16 protein-coding genes are annotated in these 18,884 nt (G+C 63.8%); 8 read left to right on the plus strand and 8 right to left on the minus strand.

Translation table 11 applies throughout. From position 1 onward, the window contains the following. Positions 1–79: 79 nt before the first annotated feature. From C556_RS0114755 to hemN, 6 genes are all read right to left on the minus strand, one after another. Entirely contained in the window at positions 80–2,002 is a 1,923-nt protein-coding gene (locus tag C556_RS0114755; RefSeq protein ID WP_018749025.1) for a PrkA family serine protein kinase, read from the minus strand. A 242-nt stretch (positions 2,003–2,244) separates the two neighbouring features. Further along, complete coding sequence (locus C556_RS0114760) at positions 2,245–3,201, minus strand: sensor domain-containing diguanylate cyclase (RefSeq protein ID WP_018749026.1); 957 nt, start codon at positions 3,199–3,201, stop codon at positions 2,245–2,247. Beyond that, complete coding sequence (locus C556_RS0114765) at positions 3,198–3,815, minus strand: chemotaxis protein CheC (RefSeq protein WP_018749027.1); 618 nt, start codon at positions 3,813–3,815, stop codon at positions 3,198–3,200. The genes C556_RS0114760 and C556_RS0114765 overlap by 4 nt, the downstream gene beginning before the upstream one ends. 14 nt (positions 3,816–3,829) lie before the next feature. Next, positions 3,830–4,198: a response regulator gene (locus C556_RS0114770; protein ID WP_026263121.1), complete on the minus strand. Its 369-nt coding sequence runs from the start codon at positions 4,196–4,198 to the stop codon at positions 3,830–3,832. Between the two features lie 114 nt (positions 4,199–4,312). After that, positions 4,313–4,975, minus strand: a complete 663-nt coding sequence (locus C556_RS0114775; RefSeq protein ID WP_018749029.1) for a sulfite exporter TauE/SafE family protein — start codon at positions 4,973–4,975, stop codon at positions 4,313–4,315. Positions 4,976–5,058: 83 nt separating this feature from the next. Then, a complete protein-coding gene (hemN, locus tag C556_RS0114780; RefSeq protein ID WP_018749030.1) occupies positions 5,059–6,456 on the minus strand; it encodes an oxygen-independent coproporphyrinogen III oxidase in 1,398 nt (465 codons plus the stop codon). Between the two features lie 134 nt (positions 6,457–6,590). On the opposite strand from hemN, the gene fnr reads away from it, so the two are divergent. Together fnr and C556_RS0114795 are read left to right on the plus strand one after the other, a co-directional pair. Further along, on the plus strand, positions 6,591–7,340 hold the full coding sequence (gene fnr / locus C556_RS0114785) for a fumarate/nitrate reduction transcriptional regulator Fnr (protein WP_040431221.1): 750 nt from the start codon (positions 6,591–6,593) through the stop codon (positions 7,338–7,340). Then, positions 7,337–7,984 (plus strand): hypothetical protein, encoded by a 648-nt coding sequence (locus tag C556_RS0114795; protein WP_157236202.1) that lies wholly within the window; start codon positions 7,337–7,339, stop codon positions 7,982–7,984. The genes fnr and C556_RS0114795 overlap by 4 nt, the downstream gene beginning before the upstream one ends. A gap of 63 nt (positions 7,985–8,047) precedes the next feature. Here C556_RS0114795 and C556_RS0114800 read toward each other — a convergent pair whose 3' ends face one another. Continuing rightward, the gene (locus C556_RS0114800) at positions 8,048–8,602 is read right to left on the minus strand and encodes a phasin family protein (RefSeq protein ID WP_018749034.1); all 555 of its coding nucleotides are present in this window, start codon (positions 8,600–8,602) and stop codon (positions 8,048–8,050) included. A 171-nt stretch (positions 8,603–8,773) separates the two neighbouring features. After that, positions 8,774–8,959, minus strand: coding sequence for a YjfB family protein (locus tag C556_RS0114805; protein WP_018749035.1), 186 nt, complete (start codon positions 8,957–8,959; stop codon positions 8,774–8,776). A gap of 107 nt (positions 8,960–9,066) precedes the next feature. On the opposite strand from C556_RS0114805, the gene dnaE reads away from it, so the two are divergent. From dnaE to C556_RS0114835, 6 genes are all read left to right on the plus strand, one after another. Continuing rightward, the gene (gene dnaE, locus C556_RS0114810) at positions 9,067–12,504 is read left to right on the plus strand and encodes a DNA polymerase III subunit alpha (protein ID WP_018749036.1); all 3,438 of its coding nucleotides are present in this window, start codon (positions 9,067–9,069) and stop codon (positions 12,502–12,504) included. 221 nt (positions 12,505–12,725) lie between these two features. Next, on the plus strand, positions 12,726–14,996 hold the full coding sequence (locus C556_RS0114815; RefSeq protein ID WP_018749037.1) for an NADP-dependent malic enzyme: 2,271 nt from the start codon (positions 12,726–12,728) through the stop codon (positions 14,994–14,996). An 11-nt stretch (positions 14,997–15,007) separates the two neighbouring features. Beyond that, the gene (locus C556_RS20585) at positions 15,008–15,271 is read left to right on the plus strand and encodes a PhaM family polyhydroxyalkanoate granule multifunctional regulatory protein (RefSeq protein WP_018749038.1); all 264 of its coding nucleotides are present in this window, start codon (positions 15,008–15,010) and stop codon (positions 15,269–15,271) included. Further along, positions 15,268–16,440 (plus strand): murein transglycosylase A, encoded by a 1,173-nt coding sequence (mltA, locus tag C556_RS0114825; protein WP_018749039.1) that lies wholly within the window; start codon positions 15,268–15,270, stop codon positions 16,438–16,440. The genes C556_RS20585 and mltA overlap by 4 nt, the downstream gene beginning before the upstream one ends. A 350-nt stretch (positions 16,441–16,790) precedes the next feature. Continuing rightward, entirely contained in the window at positions 16,791–18,260 is a 1,470-nt protein-coding gene (gene trpE, locus C556_RS0114830; protein ID WP_018749040.1) for an anthranilate synthase component I, read from the plus strand. Between the two features lie 26 nt (positions 18,261–18,286). Next, complete coding sequence (locus C556_RS0114835) at positions 18,287–18,859, plus strand: aminodeoxychorismate/anthranilate synthase component II (RefSeq protein ID WP_018749041.1); 573 nt, start codon at positions 18,287–18,289, stop codon at positions 18,857–18,859. The last annotated feature ends 25 nt before the right edge of the window (positions 18,860–18,884 follow it).

Genomic DNA, 18,884 nt, shown 5'->3' on the forward strand with positions numbered 1-18,884 from the left:
TGCGTTTCCTGTAAGGCGGGGCGAGGTGGCGGCGCGGGGCTCCCCTGCCCTCGCCGCCTGTTTTCATCCTACGCTTGCGCTACGACGATTTGCGCACCCGCAGGTACCACTCGCACAGCAGGCGCACCTGCTTGGCGGTGTAGCCCTTGGTGACCATGCGGTTGACGAAGTCCTCGTGCTTCTTCTGTTCCTCGGCGCTGGCCTTGGCGTTGAACGAGATGACCGGCAGCAGTTCCTCGGTGTTGGAGAACATCTTCTTCTCGATCACGGTGCGCAGCTTTTCGTAGCTGGTCCAAGCCGGGTTCTTGCCGGCGTTGTTGGCGCGCGCGCGCAGCACGAAGTTGACGATCTCGTTGCGGAAGTCCTTGGGGTTGGAGATGCCCGCCGGCTTTTCGATCTTTTCCAGCTCGTTGTTCAAGGCATTGCGGTCGAACGCCTCGCCGGTATCCGGGTCGCGGTATTCCTGATCCTGGATCCAGTAGTCGGCAAAGGTCACGTAGCGGTCGAAGATGTTCTGCCCATATTCGGAGTAGCTCTCGAGGTAGGCAGTCTGGATCTCCTTGCCGATGAATTCGACGTACTTCGGCGCCAGGTATTCCTTGAGGTAGCTGATGTAGCGCTGCTCGGTCTCCTGCGGGAACTGCTCGCGCTCGATGCTCTGCTCCAGCACGTACAGCAGGTGCACCGGGTTGGCCGCCACTTCCTGGTGGTCGAAGTTGAACACCTTGGAGAGTATCTTGAAGGCGAAGCGCGTGGACAGCCCGGTCATGCCCTCGTCGACGCCGGCGAAGTCGTGGTATTCCTGGATCGACTTGGCCTTGGGGTCGACATCCTTGAGGTTTTCGCCGTCGTACACCTGCATTTTGGAGAAGATGCTGCTGTTTTCCGGCTCTTTCAGCCGCGAAAGCACCGAGAACTGCGCCATCATCTTCAAGGTGCCGGGGGCGCATGGCGCGTCGGCCAGCGAGGAGTTGCGGACCAGCTTGTCGTAGATGCGGATCTCCTCGGTCACCCGCAGGCAATACGGCACCTTCACGATGTAGATGCGGTCGAGGAAGGCTTCGTTGTTGCGGTTGTTACGGAACTGCTTCCATTCCGATTCATTGGAGTGCGCCAGGATGATGCCGTCGAACGGAATGGCGCCAAAGCCTTCGGTGCCCTTGAAGTTGCCTTCCTGGGTGGCGGTCAGCAGCGGGTGCAGCACCTTGATCGGCGCCTTGAACATCTCGACGAATTCCAGCAGGCCCTGGTTGGCCAGGCACAGGCCGCCGGAATAGCTGTAGGCGTCGGGGTCGTCCTGCGCATATTTTTCCAGCTTGCGGATATCCACCTTGCCGACCAGCGAGGAGATGTCCTGGTTGTTCTCGTCGCCCGGCTCGGTCTTGGCGACGGCCACCTGCCGCAATACCGACGGGTAACGCTTCACCACGCGGAACTGATCGATGTCGCCGCCGTATTCCTGCAAGCGTTTCACCGCCCACGGGCTGGGAATGGTGCGCAGGTAACGACGCGGGATGCCGTATTCCTGCTCCAGGATGTCACCGTCCTCGTCCACGTTGAACAGGCCCAGCGGCGATTCGTGGACCGGGCTGCCCTTCAGGCAGTAGAACGGCACGTGTTCCATCAGCTCCTTGAGCTTTTCGGCGATCGAGCTTTTACCGCCGCCCACCGGGCCCAGCAGGTAGAGGATCTGCTTCTTTTCCTCCAGCCCCTGCGCGGCGTGACGGAAGTACGAGACCACCTGCTCGATCACCTCCTCCATGCCGTAGAACTCGCGGAATGCCGGGTAGACCCGGATCACCTTGTTCTGAAAGATGCGCGACTGGCGCGAATCGAGGCGAGTGTCGATCATCTCGGGCTCGCCCACCGCCATCAGCATGCGCTCGGCCGCGGAGGCATAGGCCGCCGGGTCGCGTTTGCACAGCTCCAGATACTCCTTGAGGGACAACTCCTCTTCCCGGGTACGTTCATAGCGCGAGGAAAAGTGGTTGAAGATATCCATGAGGCACCTCCAGCGGCGTGGTACGAAGGCAAGCTGCTTGTTTTAGGCAAACTCGATACGGAAAGTTCGAGTGCTCGAAGCCGACAGTTCGTTATAGACGCGGGCTTGCGACGGCCGGAATGCCCCTGGCATGTGCCGCCAAAGGATCAGCCGTCAAAACGGAGGGTGGAGGAGGAATAACCCAAGGGAATCAGCGGCCTTGCTACGCGCTACCGGCGGTCGCCTCGGCCAACGGCGCGGCTTCAGCCGGTTTGCGACTGTTGCGCCGGATAGACACTGACGCGATTGCGGCCGTTATGTTTCGATTGGTACAGGGCCTCGTCGGCAGCCTGGGTGACTTCGGCGGCGCTGGAGAACGGTGGCAGGAACGAGGCGACGCCCAGACTGGCGGTCACCTGGATATGCTGCTCGCCGCAGACGATGGCTTCGGCGCCGATGGCGAAACGGATGCGCTCGGCCGCGGAGCGGGCGCCTTCCAGATCGGTCTGCGGCAGGATCAGGATGAATTCCTCGCCGCCGTAGCGACCGAACACATCCGGCTCGCGCAGGCCGGGCAGCACACGCCGCGCCACTTCGCGCAGCACTTCGTCACCGGCGAGATGGCCATAGGTGTCGTTGATGCGCTTGAAGTGATCGAGGTCGAGCAGCACCACGCTGAACGGCGCCGCCTGGTAGCGCCCGATGCGCTGGATCTCGTCGAAGATCCGGGTATCGATGTAGCGGCGGTTGAATACACCGGTGAGGCCGTCGCGGTTGGAGCTTTCCTCCAGCTTGCGCATCGCCGCCTGCATCATGGTCTGGTAGATCGCCGAATCGGTGGCGTCGAGCAGCGTGACCACCACGGCCTCGACCTCGCCCTGCGCATTGCGCATCGGCATGAAGGTGAAGTTCTGCCGCATGTAGTCGATGCCGCCGGTGATCGGACGGTTGTGGCGAAAACGAAACAGGTAGGGCCGCTGCTCCCATGAGGTGAAGGCGAAGTTCTTCAGTACGAACACGCTGTCGATCTTCTTCACCAGCCATTTCTGCGGCAGGTCGGGGAACAGTTCGAACAGATTGCGACCGATCACCGTCTCGGCGTCCAGATCGCTGTGCTGGGCCATGAAGCGGTTCCACAGCAGTACGCGGTACTGCCGATCCAGCATGAAGATCCCGGCATTGATCTCGCTGACGATGAAATCAGCGGGAGACTCCGTCATAGGTTTTCCATGAACGCATCGAGCGCGGACTTCAGCGCGACGATGGACTCCTCGGGCATCAGCGTCATCAGGTGGCAGGTGAAGTCGCGCACCTCCAGCGTGAAGTGCACCTCCACCAGCAAGGCGTAATTCCAGGTCAACTGTTGCGGATTGATCAGCCGGCCGACCTCGACATCCTCGGCCATGATGGTCGGCGCGGAAAAGCTGAGCTTGGCGCCGAGCAGTTCAGCGATGCCGTTGAGGCAGGCGCCGACCAGTACGTTGCCGACGTCGAGCAGCAATTCGCGCTCGCTGTCGCGGTCGATGTCATCCTCGTAGCCCATCAGGTCGGCCAGATCGCGACAGCCGTTCTGGTCGTAGACCACCATCGCCTCGCCGCGCAGGGTGCCGGAGAACGCCTGCCGCACCGCAGTGACCGACTGCGGCGTGCCGACCAGTTGCAGGATGCTGGTGGCGATGCTGGACGATTCGGTGATGTTGATGCGGGGCACCGACAACTGGACGAAGACTTCGAGGATCTGCGCCAACTGCGCCCCGGCCTGCCCCATCGCGATGTTCGTGACTTCCTGCAACGCGTCGCGTTGATCAGGCGTGAGCAACAGTTGGTCGTTCATCGCGATTCCCGTATTCACAGCGCAATTCCGTATTCGCGAAGAATAGCTTCGATCTGGGCCGGATCGACCGGCTTTTTGACGAAGGCCAGCGCACCCAGTTGCTTCACGCGCTCGCGTGCCAGTGGCTGGATGTCCGCGGAGACCACGATCACGAAACTGTTGAGCCCTTCCGCCTGCAACGTCTCCAGCACGCCGTAGCCGTCCAGCTCCGGCATGGTCAGGTCGAGAAACATCACCTCGGCCTTGCCGGCGCGATAGGCGGCCAGCGCCTCGACACCATTGCCCGCCTGGGTGATTTCCACGTCCCACCCCGCAGGCAGGGCCTTGATCAACATCTTGCGCGCCATGACTGAGTCATCGACGACCAGAATCGGCGTAGGCATCGACCGGTTTTCCCTGAAAAGCGTTGTTTTTATAATGCGTAAGCAAACTGAAGGTGGCTAGTTTAGACGATGCCAACCTGTTTGTGGATAGCAGATCCCCTACCTAAGGCCACCTTACCGCCAGACAGCCATTCTGACGAGACCTACGGCGATCAGGCTCAACCCCAAGCTCCACCGCAGCCAGCGGCGGTTCAGCCAACTACGTAAAGTTTCGGCCGCCACGCCGATTGCCAGCAGGTTCGGCAAGGTGCCGATGCCAAACATCATCATCGATAACGCCCCAGATACTGTCGAAGAGCTTGCCATTGCAGTCAAGCTAGCCGTGTAGACCAAGCCGCAGGGCAGCCATCCCCACAGCGCCCCCACCACCAGGGTATGACGCCAGCGCCTGATCGGCAGGAATCGCCTCAGCCACGGCTGGATGCGCCGCCACACCGGCACGCCCAGCTTTTCCAACCGCGAGAACCAGCCGGCCCAACCGGCAATGTACAAGCCCATCGCGATCAACAGCAGATTGGCGAGCACCCACAGCACCAGTTTGAGCGGATGCAATGCAAACAAGGCTGGGAGGCTGCCCAACGCGCCGGCCAGCGCGCCGATCAGGGTATAGCCGAGAATGCGCCCGACATTGAACCCCAGCAGGTAATGCCAGCGTGGTCCCGGAGGCAGCTGCAACGTAAATGCCGTCACCACCCCGCCACACATCGCCAGGCAATGCCCGCCGCCGACCAGGCCGGCGAGGAGCAACGCAAACGGACCGAAATCGGGCAAGGACATCGACGGGAACCTGGTTCAGAACGATGAGCGGAACGCTTGCAGTCGCCCCACCCACCCCGCCGCAGGATCCAGCGGCGAAGGAATCAGATGAGGCGGGAGTAGCCTTCCGGGCGCGGCTGATCCCTGAGGTAGCGATCGAACACCATGGCAATGGATCGGACCAGCATGCGGCCGCGCGGCGTGACTTCCATGCCTTCCTCGTCGATCTCCAGCAGGCCATCGTCGACGAAGGCGGAAAGCGCGCACAATTCTTCCGCAAAGTAGCTACTGAAATCAATGGTGTAGCCAATCTCGATGCGGGAGAACTCCAGGTAGAACTGGCACATCAGCATCTGGATCACCGCGCGCCGCACCAGATCGTCACGCGTCATCGCGCGCCCCCGCTCCACCGGCAGTCGACCCGCGTCGAGTGCGGCGTAGTATTCGTCCGTGGTCTTGACGTTCTGCACGTACATCGACCCCATCATGCCGATCGCCGAGATGCCGAACGCCATCAGGTCGCAATCGGGGTGGGTGGAATAACCCTGGAAGTTGCGGTGCAGTCGACCCCGCCGCTGGGCAACGGCCAAAGCGTCATCCGGCAGCGCAAAGTGATCCATGCCGATGTAGACGTAACCTTCCTGCTGCAAGGCATCGATGCAATCGCCGAGGATGTCCAGCTTCTCCGAAGGCGTGGGCAGCAGCGTCTCGTCGATACGCCGTTGCGGCATGAAACGCCCGGGCAAATGGGCGTAGTTGTAGAGGGCAATGCGATCCGGACGGAGGTCGGCCACCCGCCCGATGGTCTTGGCAACGCTGTCTCGGTTCTGCAACGGCAGACCGTAGATCAGGTCGACGCTGACCGAGCGAAAACCGGCGGCTTTCGCTGCCTCGATGACGGAACGGGTCTGCGATTCCGGTTGCACCCGATTCACCGCGATCTGCACCGCGGGGTCGAAATCCTGGATGCCGACACTCATCCGGTTGAAGCCATAGCTGGCCAGTGCATCGATGGTCTGGGGCCGCACCTTGCGCGGATCAATCTCAATGGAATATTCACCTTCGGGCTGCAAATCGAAGTGCCGCCGCACCGAAGACATCAGTCTGCCAAGCTGTCCGTCGTCGAAAAAGGTCGGGGTGCCACCGCCCAGATGCAGTTGCTGTACCGCGCCCTTCCTGGCAAGGCCCGCCGCTGCCAGGGACATCTCGCGCTCCAGGTAATCCAGATAACTGGCGGCTTGCGCTCGATCCTTGGTTATGACTTTGTTACAGGCGCAGTAGTAGCAGATCGTGTCGCAAAAGGGCAGATGGAAATATAATGAGAGCGGTTTGGAGGCGGTTCCAGGCTGCCGTTGCTCGATGGCATCGCGATACTGCTCCGCGTCGAGGACGACAAAACGGTCCGCAGTTGGATACGATGTGTACCTCGGTCCTTTGCCGTCGTAACGCTCGATCAGGCTTCGGTCGAAGACCGCCCGTTGCAGATCGAAATCAGCTTCCATGTCGTAACCGCTCTCAATTCGTTATCAGGACACCAAGCTTGCCCGTGTCGTCCCTCCGAGTTGTTGAGCCAGATCAAGGCAAAACCGGCCGGCCTGGCGCATATGCCCAACGGCCGACAATCAGTCAGGCGACTATGAGCATGCTCTCACCCATCCCCGTTCGTGAAATTGGCCTTAAGCACCTCCGACAGGCGTGTTCCAGCTGTAGCCTGCGCGAGTTGTGCCTGCCCCTCGGACTGTCGCCCGAAGAAATGCATGCCGTGGATGCCCTGGTATCCCAGGGCAAGCCGATCAAGCGCGGAGAAGCGCTCTACCGCGCCGGCGAACCGTTCCGCTCCCTGTTTGCCGTCCGGCTGGGCTTCTTCAAGACCAGCGTCGTCTCGGAAGACGGCCGGGAACAGGTGACGGGCTTTCACATGACCGGCGACCTGATCGGCCTCGACGCGGTCAGCACGGATTTCCATACCTGCGATTCGATCGCGCTCGAAGATAGCGAAGTCTGCGAACTGCCGTTTTCGGATATGGAAGAACTGGCCCGCAAGATTCCGTCGCTCCAGCATCACTTCTACAAGGTGATGAGCCGCGAGATCGTTCGGGATCACGGTGTGATGCTGCTGCTTGGCAATATGAAGGCCGAAGAACGCATTGCGGCGTTCCTGCTCAACCTTTCCCAACGCTTTGCCCTGCGTGGCTACTCGTCGTCGAGCTTCCATCTGCGGATGACGCGCGAGGAGATCGGCAGCTATCTTGGTCTCAAGCTGGAAACGGTGAGTCGTACCCTGTCCAAGTTCCAGGATCAGGGCTTCATCAAGGTGCAGAACCGCCTGATCGAGCTGATCGACCAGGACGCGCTGCGCCATCTCGTCAGTAACTGCCCGGGGTGATCGACATGGCTGGCCCAGTTGGTTTACTCGCGCCGGCCGATCTGCTCCCCAGGCTGCTGGCGCGCCTGACACAAGCTCCACCGCTGGCCTTTGCGGCCGATGAACTTCCCCCTGCCCTGCCCCCTGGGCTGGTGGTACTGGATGCCACCTGCACCTTGCAGACACTTCCCCAGCGTCTGGACGCCTTGAGCCGCTCGGGCGTCCAACTGGTCGACTTCCATTTGCTGTTCGATCACCCCGTGGCCGAACAATATGGCTGGATGATCGCAGCGGGTGGCACTGCCGCGGCACTCGACCAAGCCGCCGCCTGGCTCGACCGGCTGGCCCCCGTCCCTTCGGGCTGGCTGCGTGCCGGCGCACCGGGCGCGGGCTGCCTGTTCGGCCAGCTCGCCACCTTCTGGACGCAACAGCAAAGCGACACCATCCAGTGGCTGTCGGAACGCGGCCCGCACGGCGTGGCCATGTTCGACCCGGCCAGTTGGCAGGCACAGGCCGGCAAGTATGTGCCGGCTGCCATCCAGGCCGCGCAGAATTATCTGATGCTGGAGGCCGCCAGTAACCCGGACGCCTCGACGGCCCTCAGCCCCGCCTCGATCCTCTGTCGCACCTTGCTCGCCAGCGTCCATACGCCGTCCGCCAGCTGAAATCCGGACAAAAAAAGAGCGGCCAAGGCCGCTCTTCAAGGGGACGTATGCTTGGTTGCCAGATCAGGCGGCCTTGCGACGCACCGCCGCCTTGGCGGTCTGCTCGGCGCCGGTCACAGCGGCCTTGGCAAAATCGGAAGCCAGCTTCTGGGTGGTCTTGGCCACGTTGTCGTAGGTGCTGGCGGCCGATTCCACCGCGTTGCGCAGCACGGTCACTGCCGCGCCAGCGCCGTTGGGGGCGGCTTCGATGGCTTGATCCAGCGTGCTGATCAGGTTCTTGTTGAAAGTCAGCACTTGCTCTTCGAGCAGCTTGGACAGTTCATGCTGGGTGGCACTGGCGGCGTCGAACACCGAGCGGGCCACGTCCAGGGTCTTGTCCACCGTGGGTTGAGCCAGTTGGCGTTGCAGGTCGACCAGACCCTGCACGTCCTTCACTTCGGCCAGGGCCTTGGTGGTCTGGGCGTGTTCGGACAGCAGGTCACGTGCCACGCCCAGTTGCAGGGCAACCAGACGTTCGACACTGCTCAGCGCGATTTGCGACAGGCGCAGGGACTTTTCCAGGTTGGCTTGGCTGGCTTCGGCAAATTGGGAAGCATTGAATTGGGGAACGTTGAACATGAGTTTCTCCGTTGATATTTGATTGTGCATCGCAACATCCGCAATTGTTGGGATGCCCCCGATAGAAGTCAAGGTTGTTTTTGTGCGCCGCACCATTTCCATGACAAACGGTAGAAACGGGCAAACAAAAAGGCAGCCGAAGCTGCCTTGATGATGCGTGGAAGGAACCGATCAGGCCCGGACGTCCACGTTCTGGCCCAGGTTGGGCGGGTTGACGGTAGCCGGCTGCGGCACCGCCTGCAGCAACGACATCACGCTCTGCTGCTGGATGTCCAGGGATTTGCGCAGGACATTATTGGCCACGGCAGCCTGCGCCGGCTCCGCGTTGCTCGCAGCATTCACCAGTGAAATGTCCATGGATAAGCCTCCTCTGATACGTCTTCTGTAACCATACGCCGCACCAGCCACTGCTGGCAAGGCCGCCAGGCCGGTCTGCCCGCCGCCCGCTGGGGTAGAATGCGCGGATGAAATCGCCTGCCTTCATCCATCTCCGCCTGCATTCCGAATTCTCCGTCGTCGACGGCATCGTCCGCATCGACGACGCCGTGGAGCGCGCCAAGGCGCTGGGCCAGCCCGCGCTGGGCGTCTCGGATCTGATGAACCTGTTCGGCATGGTCAAGCAGTACAAGGCCTGCCGCAGCGCCGGCATCAAGCCCATCGTCGGCGTCGATGCCTGGGTCGAGAACGAAGAGGACCGGGAAAAGCCCTTCCGGGTGCTGCTGATCGCCAAGAATCGCGCCGGCTACGGCCGGCTGTGCGAGCTGCTGACCGAGGCCTATCGCCTGAACCAGTACCGCGAGCGCGCAGAACTGAAGAAGGAATGGCTGGCCGCCAAATCCAACGCCGACCTGATCTGCCTGTCCGGCGCGCACCTGGGCGAAATCGGCCAGTTGCTGGGCAATGGCAACTACGATGGCGCCCGCCACGCTGCGCAATGGTGGGCGGCGCGCTTCCCCGGCAACTTCTACCTGGAGCTGCAACGCACCGGCCGCAGCGATTGCGAGCCCTCGGTGCAGGGTCACCTGGACATCGCCTCCGACCTCGATCTGCCGGTGGTCGCCACGCATCCGGTGCAGTTCATGGAACGCGCCGATTTCAAGGCGCACGAGGCGCGCGTCTGCATCGCCGAAGGCTTCGTCGTGGGCGACAAGCGCCGCCCGCGCAACTTCACCGAGGAACAGTATTTCAAGACGCCGGACGAGATGGCCGAACTGTTCGCCGACGTGCCAGAGGCGCTGGAGAACTCGGTGCAGATCGCGCGGCGCTGCAATGTGCACGTCCAGCTGGGCAAGAACTACCTGCCCGACTTCCCCACGCCGGACGGCATGACGCTGGACGACTTCCTGGTGCACGAGGCCAAGGCCGGCCTGGAGCGACGCCTGGCCCAGCTCTATCCCGATCCGGCACAGCGCGACGCGGAGCGCCCCCGCTACCAGGAACGGTTGAAGTTCGAAACCGACACCATCATCCAGATGGGTTTCCCCGGCTACTTCCTGATCGTGGCGGACTTCATCGTCTGGGCCAAGCACAACGGCTGCCCGGTCGGGCCGGGCCGGGGCTCGGGCGCGGGTTCACTGGTGGCGTACAGCCTGGGCATCACCGATATCGATCCGACCGCCTACGCCCTGCTGTTCGAGCGCTTCCTCAACCCGGAGCGGGTGTCGATGCCCGACTTCGACATCGACTTCTGCCAGGACAACCGCTGGCGCGTGATCGAATACGTGCGCGAGAAATACGGCGCCGAGGCCGTCAGCCAGATCGCCACCTTCGGCACCATGGCCGCCAAGGCCGTGGTGCGCGACGTGGGGCGCGTGCTCGATCTGCCCTATATGTTCTGCGACGGGCTGTCGAAGATGATCCCGGCGGCACCCGGCAAGCAGTATTCGCTGGACGACGCGGTGGAGATGGTGCCCGAACTGGCCGAGCGCGTGCGCAACGAGGACGAGGTCAAGGAACTGTGGGAGCTGGCCAAGAAGCTCGAGGGCCTCACCCGCAACATCGGCATGCACGCCGGTGGCGTGCTGATCGCGCCGGGCCAGATCACCGACTTCTGCCCGGTCTACCTGGCGTCGGCCGCCGATGCCTCGCCGGTTTCGATGCTGGACAAGGACGACGTCGAGCAGATCGGCCTGGTGAAGTTCGACTTTCTGGGCCTGCGCAACCTGACCATCATCGAGCTGGCGCTCGAATACATCGAACGGCAGACCGGCCAGCGATTGGATCTGATGAGCCTGGGCTTCGAGGATCAGGCCGCGTACCAGGTATTCCGCGACGGCAACACCACCGCCGTGTTCCAGGTCGAATCGGACGGCATGAAACGCCTGCTGGAGAAGCTCCAGCCCGACCGCTTCGAAGACATCATCGCCGTGCTGGCGCTCTACCGCCCCGGCCCGTTGGGCTCGGGCATGGTCGATACCTTCATCAACCGCAAGAAGGGGCTGGAAGCCGTCGACTACTTCCACCCCGACCTCACCGCCTGCCTGGACCCGACCTACGGCGTCATCGTGTACCAGGAACAGGTGATGCAGATCTCGCAGATCATCGGCGGCTACACACTGGGCGGCGCCGACATGCTGCGGCGGGCCATGGGCAAGAAGAAGCCGGAGGAGATGGCCAAGCACCGCGCGACCATCGCCGAGGGCGCGGCCAAGAAAGGCTACGATCCCGCGCTGGCCGAGCATCTGTTCGACCTGATGACCAAGTTCGCCGAGTACGGCTTCAACAAGTCGCACACGGCCGCCTACGCGGTGGTCAGCTATCACACCGCCTGGCTCAAGGCTCACCACACCGCCGCCTTCATGGCGGCGACCATGAGCTCGGAACTGGACAACACCGACCAGCTCAAGGTGTTCTACGACGACTGCGTCGAGAAGAACCGGCTCAAGATCCTGCCGCCGGACGTCAACGCCAGCTTCTATCGCTTCGTGCCGGTGGGCCAGCGCGAGATCCGCTACGCGCTGGGCGCGGTCAAGGGCGTGGGTGAAAGCGCCGTGAACATGATCGTCGCCGAACGCGAAGCCAACGGCCCGTTCACCGACCTGTACGACTTCTGCCGCCGCACCGACAAGAAGGAAGTGAACAAGCGGGTGATCGAGGCGCTGATCCGCGGCGGCGCGTTCGACGCCATCGACGGCCACCGCGCGCGCCTGCTGGCCAACGTGGAACAGGCGATGAGCCTGGCCGAGACCGAAGCGGCCAACGTCAACCAGGGCAGCCTGTTCGACGTGTTCGAGCCGTCGGCCGTGCCGACGGTGGAGATCATCGAAGTGCCGCTGTGGGACGACAAGATCAAGCTGGCCGAGGAAAAGTCGGCTATCGGCTTCTACCTGTCCGGCCACCCGTTCGACGCCCACGCCCGCGGCATCCGCAGCTTCCTCAAGACCCGGCTGGATCGACTGGAGCCGCGCAAGGAATTGCAGTACCTGGCGGGCATCGTCTCGGGCATCCGCATCAAGAACGGCGAGCGCGGCCGCATGGCGTTCGTCACCCTGGACGACGGCAACGCGCGACTGGAAGTGTCGTTGTTCTCCGAGGTGTTCGAGGAGAACCGCACCAAGCTCAAGGACGACACCTTGCTGATGGTGCTGGGCAAGGTCAGCGAAGACCGCTTCAACGGCGGCCTGCGCGTGGTGGCCGACGCGGTGATGGACGTTGCCGAGGCCCGCAGCCAGTTCGCCCGCGCGCTGTCGATCACCCTCAACGGCAATGCCGACGCCGGCAAGCTGCAAAGCCTGCTGTCCAGCCATACTGGCGGCCGCTGTCCGGTGGAGATCGACTACCGCACCGATGGCGCGCAATGCCAGTTGCGCCTGCCGGACGAGTGGCGCGTCACCCTGCACGAGGAATTGATCGATACGCTGAAGCAGGGCTTCGGCGCCGACAGCATCAACGTGCGCTTCTGATCCCGTCATACCGCCAGGGCATCCGCGCCCTGGCGGCACCTACCCACCAATCCACGCCCTTCCTCTCATCCAGGCCACCCGCGCTTCAAGCGCCCTCATCCGGCAAAACCCTAGCTTGTATTCGCCCCATCCGCCGTCCAGCATTCTTGAGAAACCACTTGAACTTCTGTCGCGTGCCGGTCATCTGACACGCTTTTTCAAACGGCGATGAGGACATCCCCATGGATGAGGAACTGAAGAAGAAAGCGCTCGAGTACCATCGCCTGCCCCGCCCCGGCAAGATCCAGGTGGTGCCCACCAAGGGCTTGTCCAGCCAGCGCGATCTGGCGCTGGCGTATTCGCCGGGCGTCGCCGCCGCCTGCATGGCCATCGTCGAAGACCCGGCCGAAGCCCGCAATCTCACCGCGCGCGGCAACCTGGTCGCGGTCGTCTCCAACGGCACCGCCGTGCTCGGCCTGGGCGACATCGGTCCGCTCGCCGGCAAGCCGGTGATGGAAGGCAAGGGCGTGCTGTTCAAGAAGTTCGCCGGCATCGACGTATTCGATATCGAAATCGAGGAAAAGGACCCCGACCGGCTGGTGGACGTGATCGCCGCGCTGGAACCGACCTTCGGCGGCATCAACCTGGAGGACATCAAGGCGCCCGAGTGCTTCTACGTCGAGAAGAAGCTGCGCGAGCGGATGAAGATCCCCGTGTTCCACGACGACCAGCACGGCACCGCCATCATCGTCGGCGCCGCGGTCAAGAACGGCCTGCGGCTGGTGGGCAAGGACATCGCTACGGTGAAGCTGGTGGCCAGCGGCGCCGGCGCCGCGGCCATCGCCTGCCTGGATCTGCTGGTGTCGCTCGGCGTCCGCCGCGAGCACATCCTGGTGTGCGATTCCAAGGGCGTGATCCACGACGAACGCACCGGGCTGGACGAGACCAAGCAGCGCTACGCGCGCTCGACGTCGCTGCGTACCTTGAGCGAAGCCATCGACGGCGCCGACATCTTCCTCGGACTGTCCGGCGCCGGCCTGGTCACCGCCGACATGGTCACCCGCATGGCCGATCGCCCGCTGATCCTGGCACTGGCCAATCCCGACCCGGAAATCACCCCGCCCGAAGCCCGCGCCGCGCGGCCCGACGCCATCGTCTGCACCGGCCGCTCGGATTACCCCAACCAAGTGAACAACGTGCTGTGCTTCCCCTTCATGTTCCGCGGCGCGCTGGACGTGGGGGCGACCACCATCACCGAGAGCATGAAGCAGGCGGCGGTCGACGCCATCGCCGATCTGGCGATGGCCGAGCAGTCGGACGTAGTGGCCGACGCCTACGTCGGGCAGAACCTCAAGTTCGGGCCGGATTACCTGATCCCCAAGCCGTTCGACCCACGCCTGATCGTCAAGATCGCCCCCGCCGTGGCGCGCGCCGCGATGGACGCCGGTGTGGCAACGCGGCCGATCGAGGATTTCGCCGGCTACGCCGAGGAACTGACGCAGTTCGTCTACAAATCCAACCTGTTCATGCGCCCGGTGTTCATCACCGCGCGCAAGGCGCAAAAGCGCGTGGTGTTCTGCGAAGGCGAAGACCCACGCGTGCTGCACGCGGTGCAGGAAGTGGTCGACCTGAAGCTGGCCTACCCGATCCTGATCGGCCGGCCGCGGGTGATCGAGCTGCGCATCGAGCAACTGGGGCTGCGGATCAAGCCCGGCGTCGACTTCGAGACCTGCAACCCGGAAGACGACCCGCGCTACCGCGAATACTGGACGCTCTATCACCAGATCATGGAGCGGCGCGGCGTGTCAGAGGAACTGGCGCGCGCCGAAGTGCGCGGCAAGACCACCCTGATCGGCGCGCTGATGGTGAAGCGCGGTGAAGCCGACGCACTGATCTGCGGCACCCACGGCCAGTACCACCGCCACCACTGGTATCTGCACAACGTGCTGGGCCGCGCGCCGGGCGTGAGCACCACCGCCGCGATGAACGCATTGCTGATGACCAACGGCAACATCTTCATCGTCGATACCTACGTCAACCAGGACCCGACCGCCGAGCAACTGGCCGAGATCACGGTGATGGCCGCCGACACCGTGCGCAAGTTCGGCATCCAGCCCAAGGTGGCGCTGCTCAGCCATTCCAGCTTCGGCACCCTGGACAGCGCATCGGCGCGTAAAATGCAGGCCGCACTGGCCCTGGTGCGCGACTACGCGCCGGAGCTGGAAGTGGATGGCGAGATGCACGGCGACGCCGCGCTGTCGGCCGAGATCCGCGCCCAGGTGTTCCCGAACTCCACCCTCAAGGGTGAAGCCAACATCCTGGTCATGCCCAATATCGATGCGGCGAACATCTCGTTCAACCTGCTGAAGATCTCGGCGGGCGACGGCGTGACCATCGGTCCCATCCTGCTGGGCATCGGCGCGCCAGCGCATATCCTGACACCAACGGCCTCGGTCCGGCGTATCGTCAACATGGCTGCGTTGGCGGCCGTCGAGGCGGCAACCCAATCCTGAGGAGCGATGTCATGAGCGAATTCAACCCCAACGATCCGTTCGGCTTTTTCAACCAGTTCTGGAAGCCGGGCAGCGCCAACCCGTTCATGCCGCCGCTGACCGAAGAGGAAATCGACCGCAAGATCATCGAGATGCGCACCATCGAGCAGTGGCTGACCATGCAGATCGGCATGTTGCAGATGACGGTCAAGACACTGGAACTGCAAAAGGCCGGCCTGTCCGCGTTCAAGCAGGGTCTGGAACCAAAGGGCGGCGATCAAGACGAACGCGGATGATTCGACACGCTCCTCGCCTGGCGCTGGTGGCGCTGCTGCTGACTCTGGCCGCCTGCACCACCACGCCCCCCGCTCCGCCGCCGGTCACGCCGACGCCGACTCCCACGCCCGCCCCGACGCCTACGCCGCATCCGGCATACCGGCCGGTGGCCTGGTCCGCGCTGCCCCAGGTGGCGGACGCCGACCTGGTCGCCGGCTTCGATGCCTGGCGTGGCGGTTGCCCCAAGGCGCGTAGCGCCACGCTCAAGGAGGTCTGCGCCGAAGCGCGCAGCCTGGCGCCGGACGCCACCACCATCCGCCGCTTCGTCGAGGGGCAGTTCACGCCGTATCAGCTGATCAACCAGGACGGCACCGAGCAAGGCATGATCACCGGCTACTACGAGCCGGTGTACCCGGGCAGCCTGACCCGCACGGCGCAGGCCAATGTGCCGGTGTATGGCCAGCCGGACGACCTGATCACCGTGGACCTGGCCGAGGTCTACCCGGAACTGAAGGGCAAGCGCCTGCGCGGTCGCCTGGAAGGGCGCCGGCTGGTGCCCTATCCCGACGCCGGCGCCATCCAGCGCGCGGGGCTCGAAGCACCGGTGCTGGCGTGGCTGACCGATCCGGTCGACCTGCAATTCATGCAGGTGCAGGGCTCGGGCCGGGTGAAGCTGGCCGACGGCAGCGAACTGCGCCTGGGCTATGCCGACCAGAACGGTCGCCCCTACAAGCCGGTGGGGCGCTGGCTGATCGAGCAGGGGCAGTTGCCCGCCAGCGGCGTGTCGATGCAGGCGATCCGCGCCTGGGCCAAGGCCAACCCGCAGCGCATGCCGGACCTGCTGGCCAGCAACCCCAGCTTCGTGTTCTTCCGCACGCTGCCGGCGTCGGACGACGGCCCCATCGGCGCGCAGGGCGTGCCGCTCACGGCGGGCTACAGCCTGGCGATCGATCCGCGCACCGTGCCGCTGGGCAGCCTGATGTTCATCGATACCACGCGACCGAACGACCGCGCCCCGTTGCAGCGCGTGATGGCGGCGCAGGACACCGGCGGCGCCATCGCCGGCCGGGTGCGCGCGGACTTCTTCTGGGGCAAGGGCGATGCCGCCGGCGAACTGGCCGGACGGATGAAGCAGGACGGCCGGCTGTGGCTGCTATGGCCCAAGGACGCGCCGCCGCCCGGAGACTGAGCGGCTTCGCGTTCCGCCGTTGCTCGTGCACCAGGAGCGGCTGACAAAACCCAGCGAAGCGATCCTGGCAAGAAGCGCGAAACGCAGACAGTACAAGTGGTATGGCAAGTGAGCGCGACGTCGCCAGGAGGGTTTTGTCAGCCGCTCCAAGCACGGCCGACGGCGGAGCGCGGTTGACCACCCCGCCCCGCTTGGGCAAGATGCGGGCTTATCTCAATCGCGTTTCCCCACTGTTCAATCATCATGGCGTTCCACTCCACCGAAATCTGGCTCGAATGGCGATGGCGTCGCTGGTAACCCTTCCAGCCGACCCTTATTCGCATTGATCCAGTTTTTCGTCAGGAGTCATCATGATTTCCCATGAGCAGTTCGCAGCGCTCGCTGCGCAGGGCTACAACCGCGTCCCTCTGGTTCTCGAACTCTTCGCCGATCTCGACACGCCCCTGTCGGTCTACCTGAAGCTGGCCAACCGTCCCTATTCCTACCTGCTGGAATCGGTGGTCGGGGGCGAGCGCTTCGGCCGCTATTCGTTCATCGGCCTGCCGGCGCGTACCCGCCTCAAGGTGGTGGGCCGGCATGTTGAGGTGATCCGCGACGATCAACTGGTGGAAAGCTTCGACGGCAATCCGCTCGACTTCATCGCCGAATTCCAGGCGCGCTTCAACGCGCCGGCGCAACCGGGCCTGCCGCGTTTCCTCGGCGGTCTGGTCGGCTACTTCGGCTACGAGACCATCGGCTACATCGAGAAGAAGCTGGCCGACAGCCACAAGCCCGATCCCATCGGCGCGCCCGATATCCAGTTGCTGCTGTCCGAGGAACTGGTGGTGGTGGACAACCTCTCCGGCAAGCTGTTCCTGGTGGTGTACGCCGATCCGCGCGAACCCGGCGCCTACGAGGCGGCGGAAGCCCGTCTGCTGAGCTTGCGTGTCCAGTTGCGCGAGCCGGTGCGCCTGCCGCTGAGCGGCCCGGCGTCCGAAGTCGCCACCGCGCGCTCCGAGTTCGGCGAACAGCCGTTCAAGGACGCGGTGCTCAAAGCCAAGGAATACATCCGCGACGGCGACGTGATGCAGGTGGTGCTGGCGCAGCGCATGACCATGCCGTTCGAGCAGGATCCGCTGGCGCTGTACCGCGCGCTACGCTCGATCAACCCGTCGCCGTACATGTTCTTCTACCACTTCGGCGACATGCACATCGTCGGCGCGTCGCCCGAGATCCTGGTGCGCCTGGAAGGCGAGACCGTCACGGTGCGCCCCATCGCCGGCACCCGCCCGCGCGGCAAGACCCGCGACGAGGACGAAGCGCTGGCCACCGAACTGCTGGCCGACGCCAAGGAGATCGCCGAGCACGTTATGCTGATCGACCTGGGCCGCAACGACGCCGGCCGGGTGGCGCAGACCGGCTCGGTCAAGCTGGTGGACAAGATGATCATCGAGCGCTACTCGCATGTGATGCACATCGTCTCCAGCGTGGAGGCACAGCTCAAGGCCGGCCAGAACGCAGTGGATGTGCTGCGCGCCACCTTCCCCGCCGGCACCGTGTCCGGTGCGCCCAAGGTGCGGGCGATGGAAATCATCGACGAACTGGAACCGACCAAGCGCGGGGTGTATTCCGGCGCGGTGGGCTACCTGGGCTTCAACGGCGACATGGACGTGGCCATCGCGCTGCGCACCGCCGTCGTCAAGAACGCCACGCTCTACATGCAGGCCGGCGCCGGCATCGTCGCCGACTCGGTGCCCGAGAACGAATGGCAGGAAACGTTGAACAAGGCCCGCGCCGTGTTGCGCGCCGCCGAACTGGTTCAACGCGGGCTTGATGCCTGACCCCCAATCTGACGAGGATTCCTGCCATGTCGCTCCTGATGATCGATAACTTCGACAGCTTTACCTACAACCTGGTGCAGTACTTCGGCGAGTTGGGCCAGGACGTGCACGTCTACCGCAACGACGAGATCACGCTGGACCAGATCGAAGCGTTGCAGCCCAAATACCTGGTCGTCTCCCCCGGCCCCTGCTCACCCAACGAGGCAGGCATCTCGGTCCCGGCGATCCGCCATTTCGCCGGCAAGCTGCCCATCCTGGGCGTATGCCTCGGCCACCAGTCGATCGGCCAGGCGTTCGGCGGGCGCATCGTCCACGCCCAGGCGCTGATGCACGGCAAGGTCTCGCCGATCGAGCACACCGGCGTCGGCGTGTTCAAGGATCTGCCCTCCCCGTTCACCGTCACCCGCTACCACTCGCTGGCCATCGCCCGCGACAGCCTGCCCGACTGCCTGGAAGTCACCGCCTGGACGGACGACGGCGAAATCATGGGCGTGCGGCACAAGACACTGCCCATCGAGGGCGTACAGTTCCACCCGGAGTCGATCCTGACCGAACACGGCCACCGGATGCTGGACAACTTCCTGCGGGAATGGGCCTGAGCGCGGCTCGACGCGCGCCGCCACG

Origin of the sequence: Chitiniphilus shinanonensis DSM 23277 (assembly GCF_000374805.1) — a bacterium.
In the GTDB taxonomy this organism is placed as follows: Bacteria; Pseudomonadota; Gammaproteobacteria; order Burkholderiales; family Chitinibacteraceae; genus Chitiniphilus; species Chitiniphilus shinanonensis.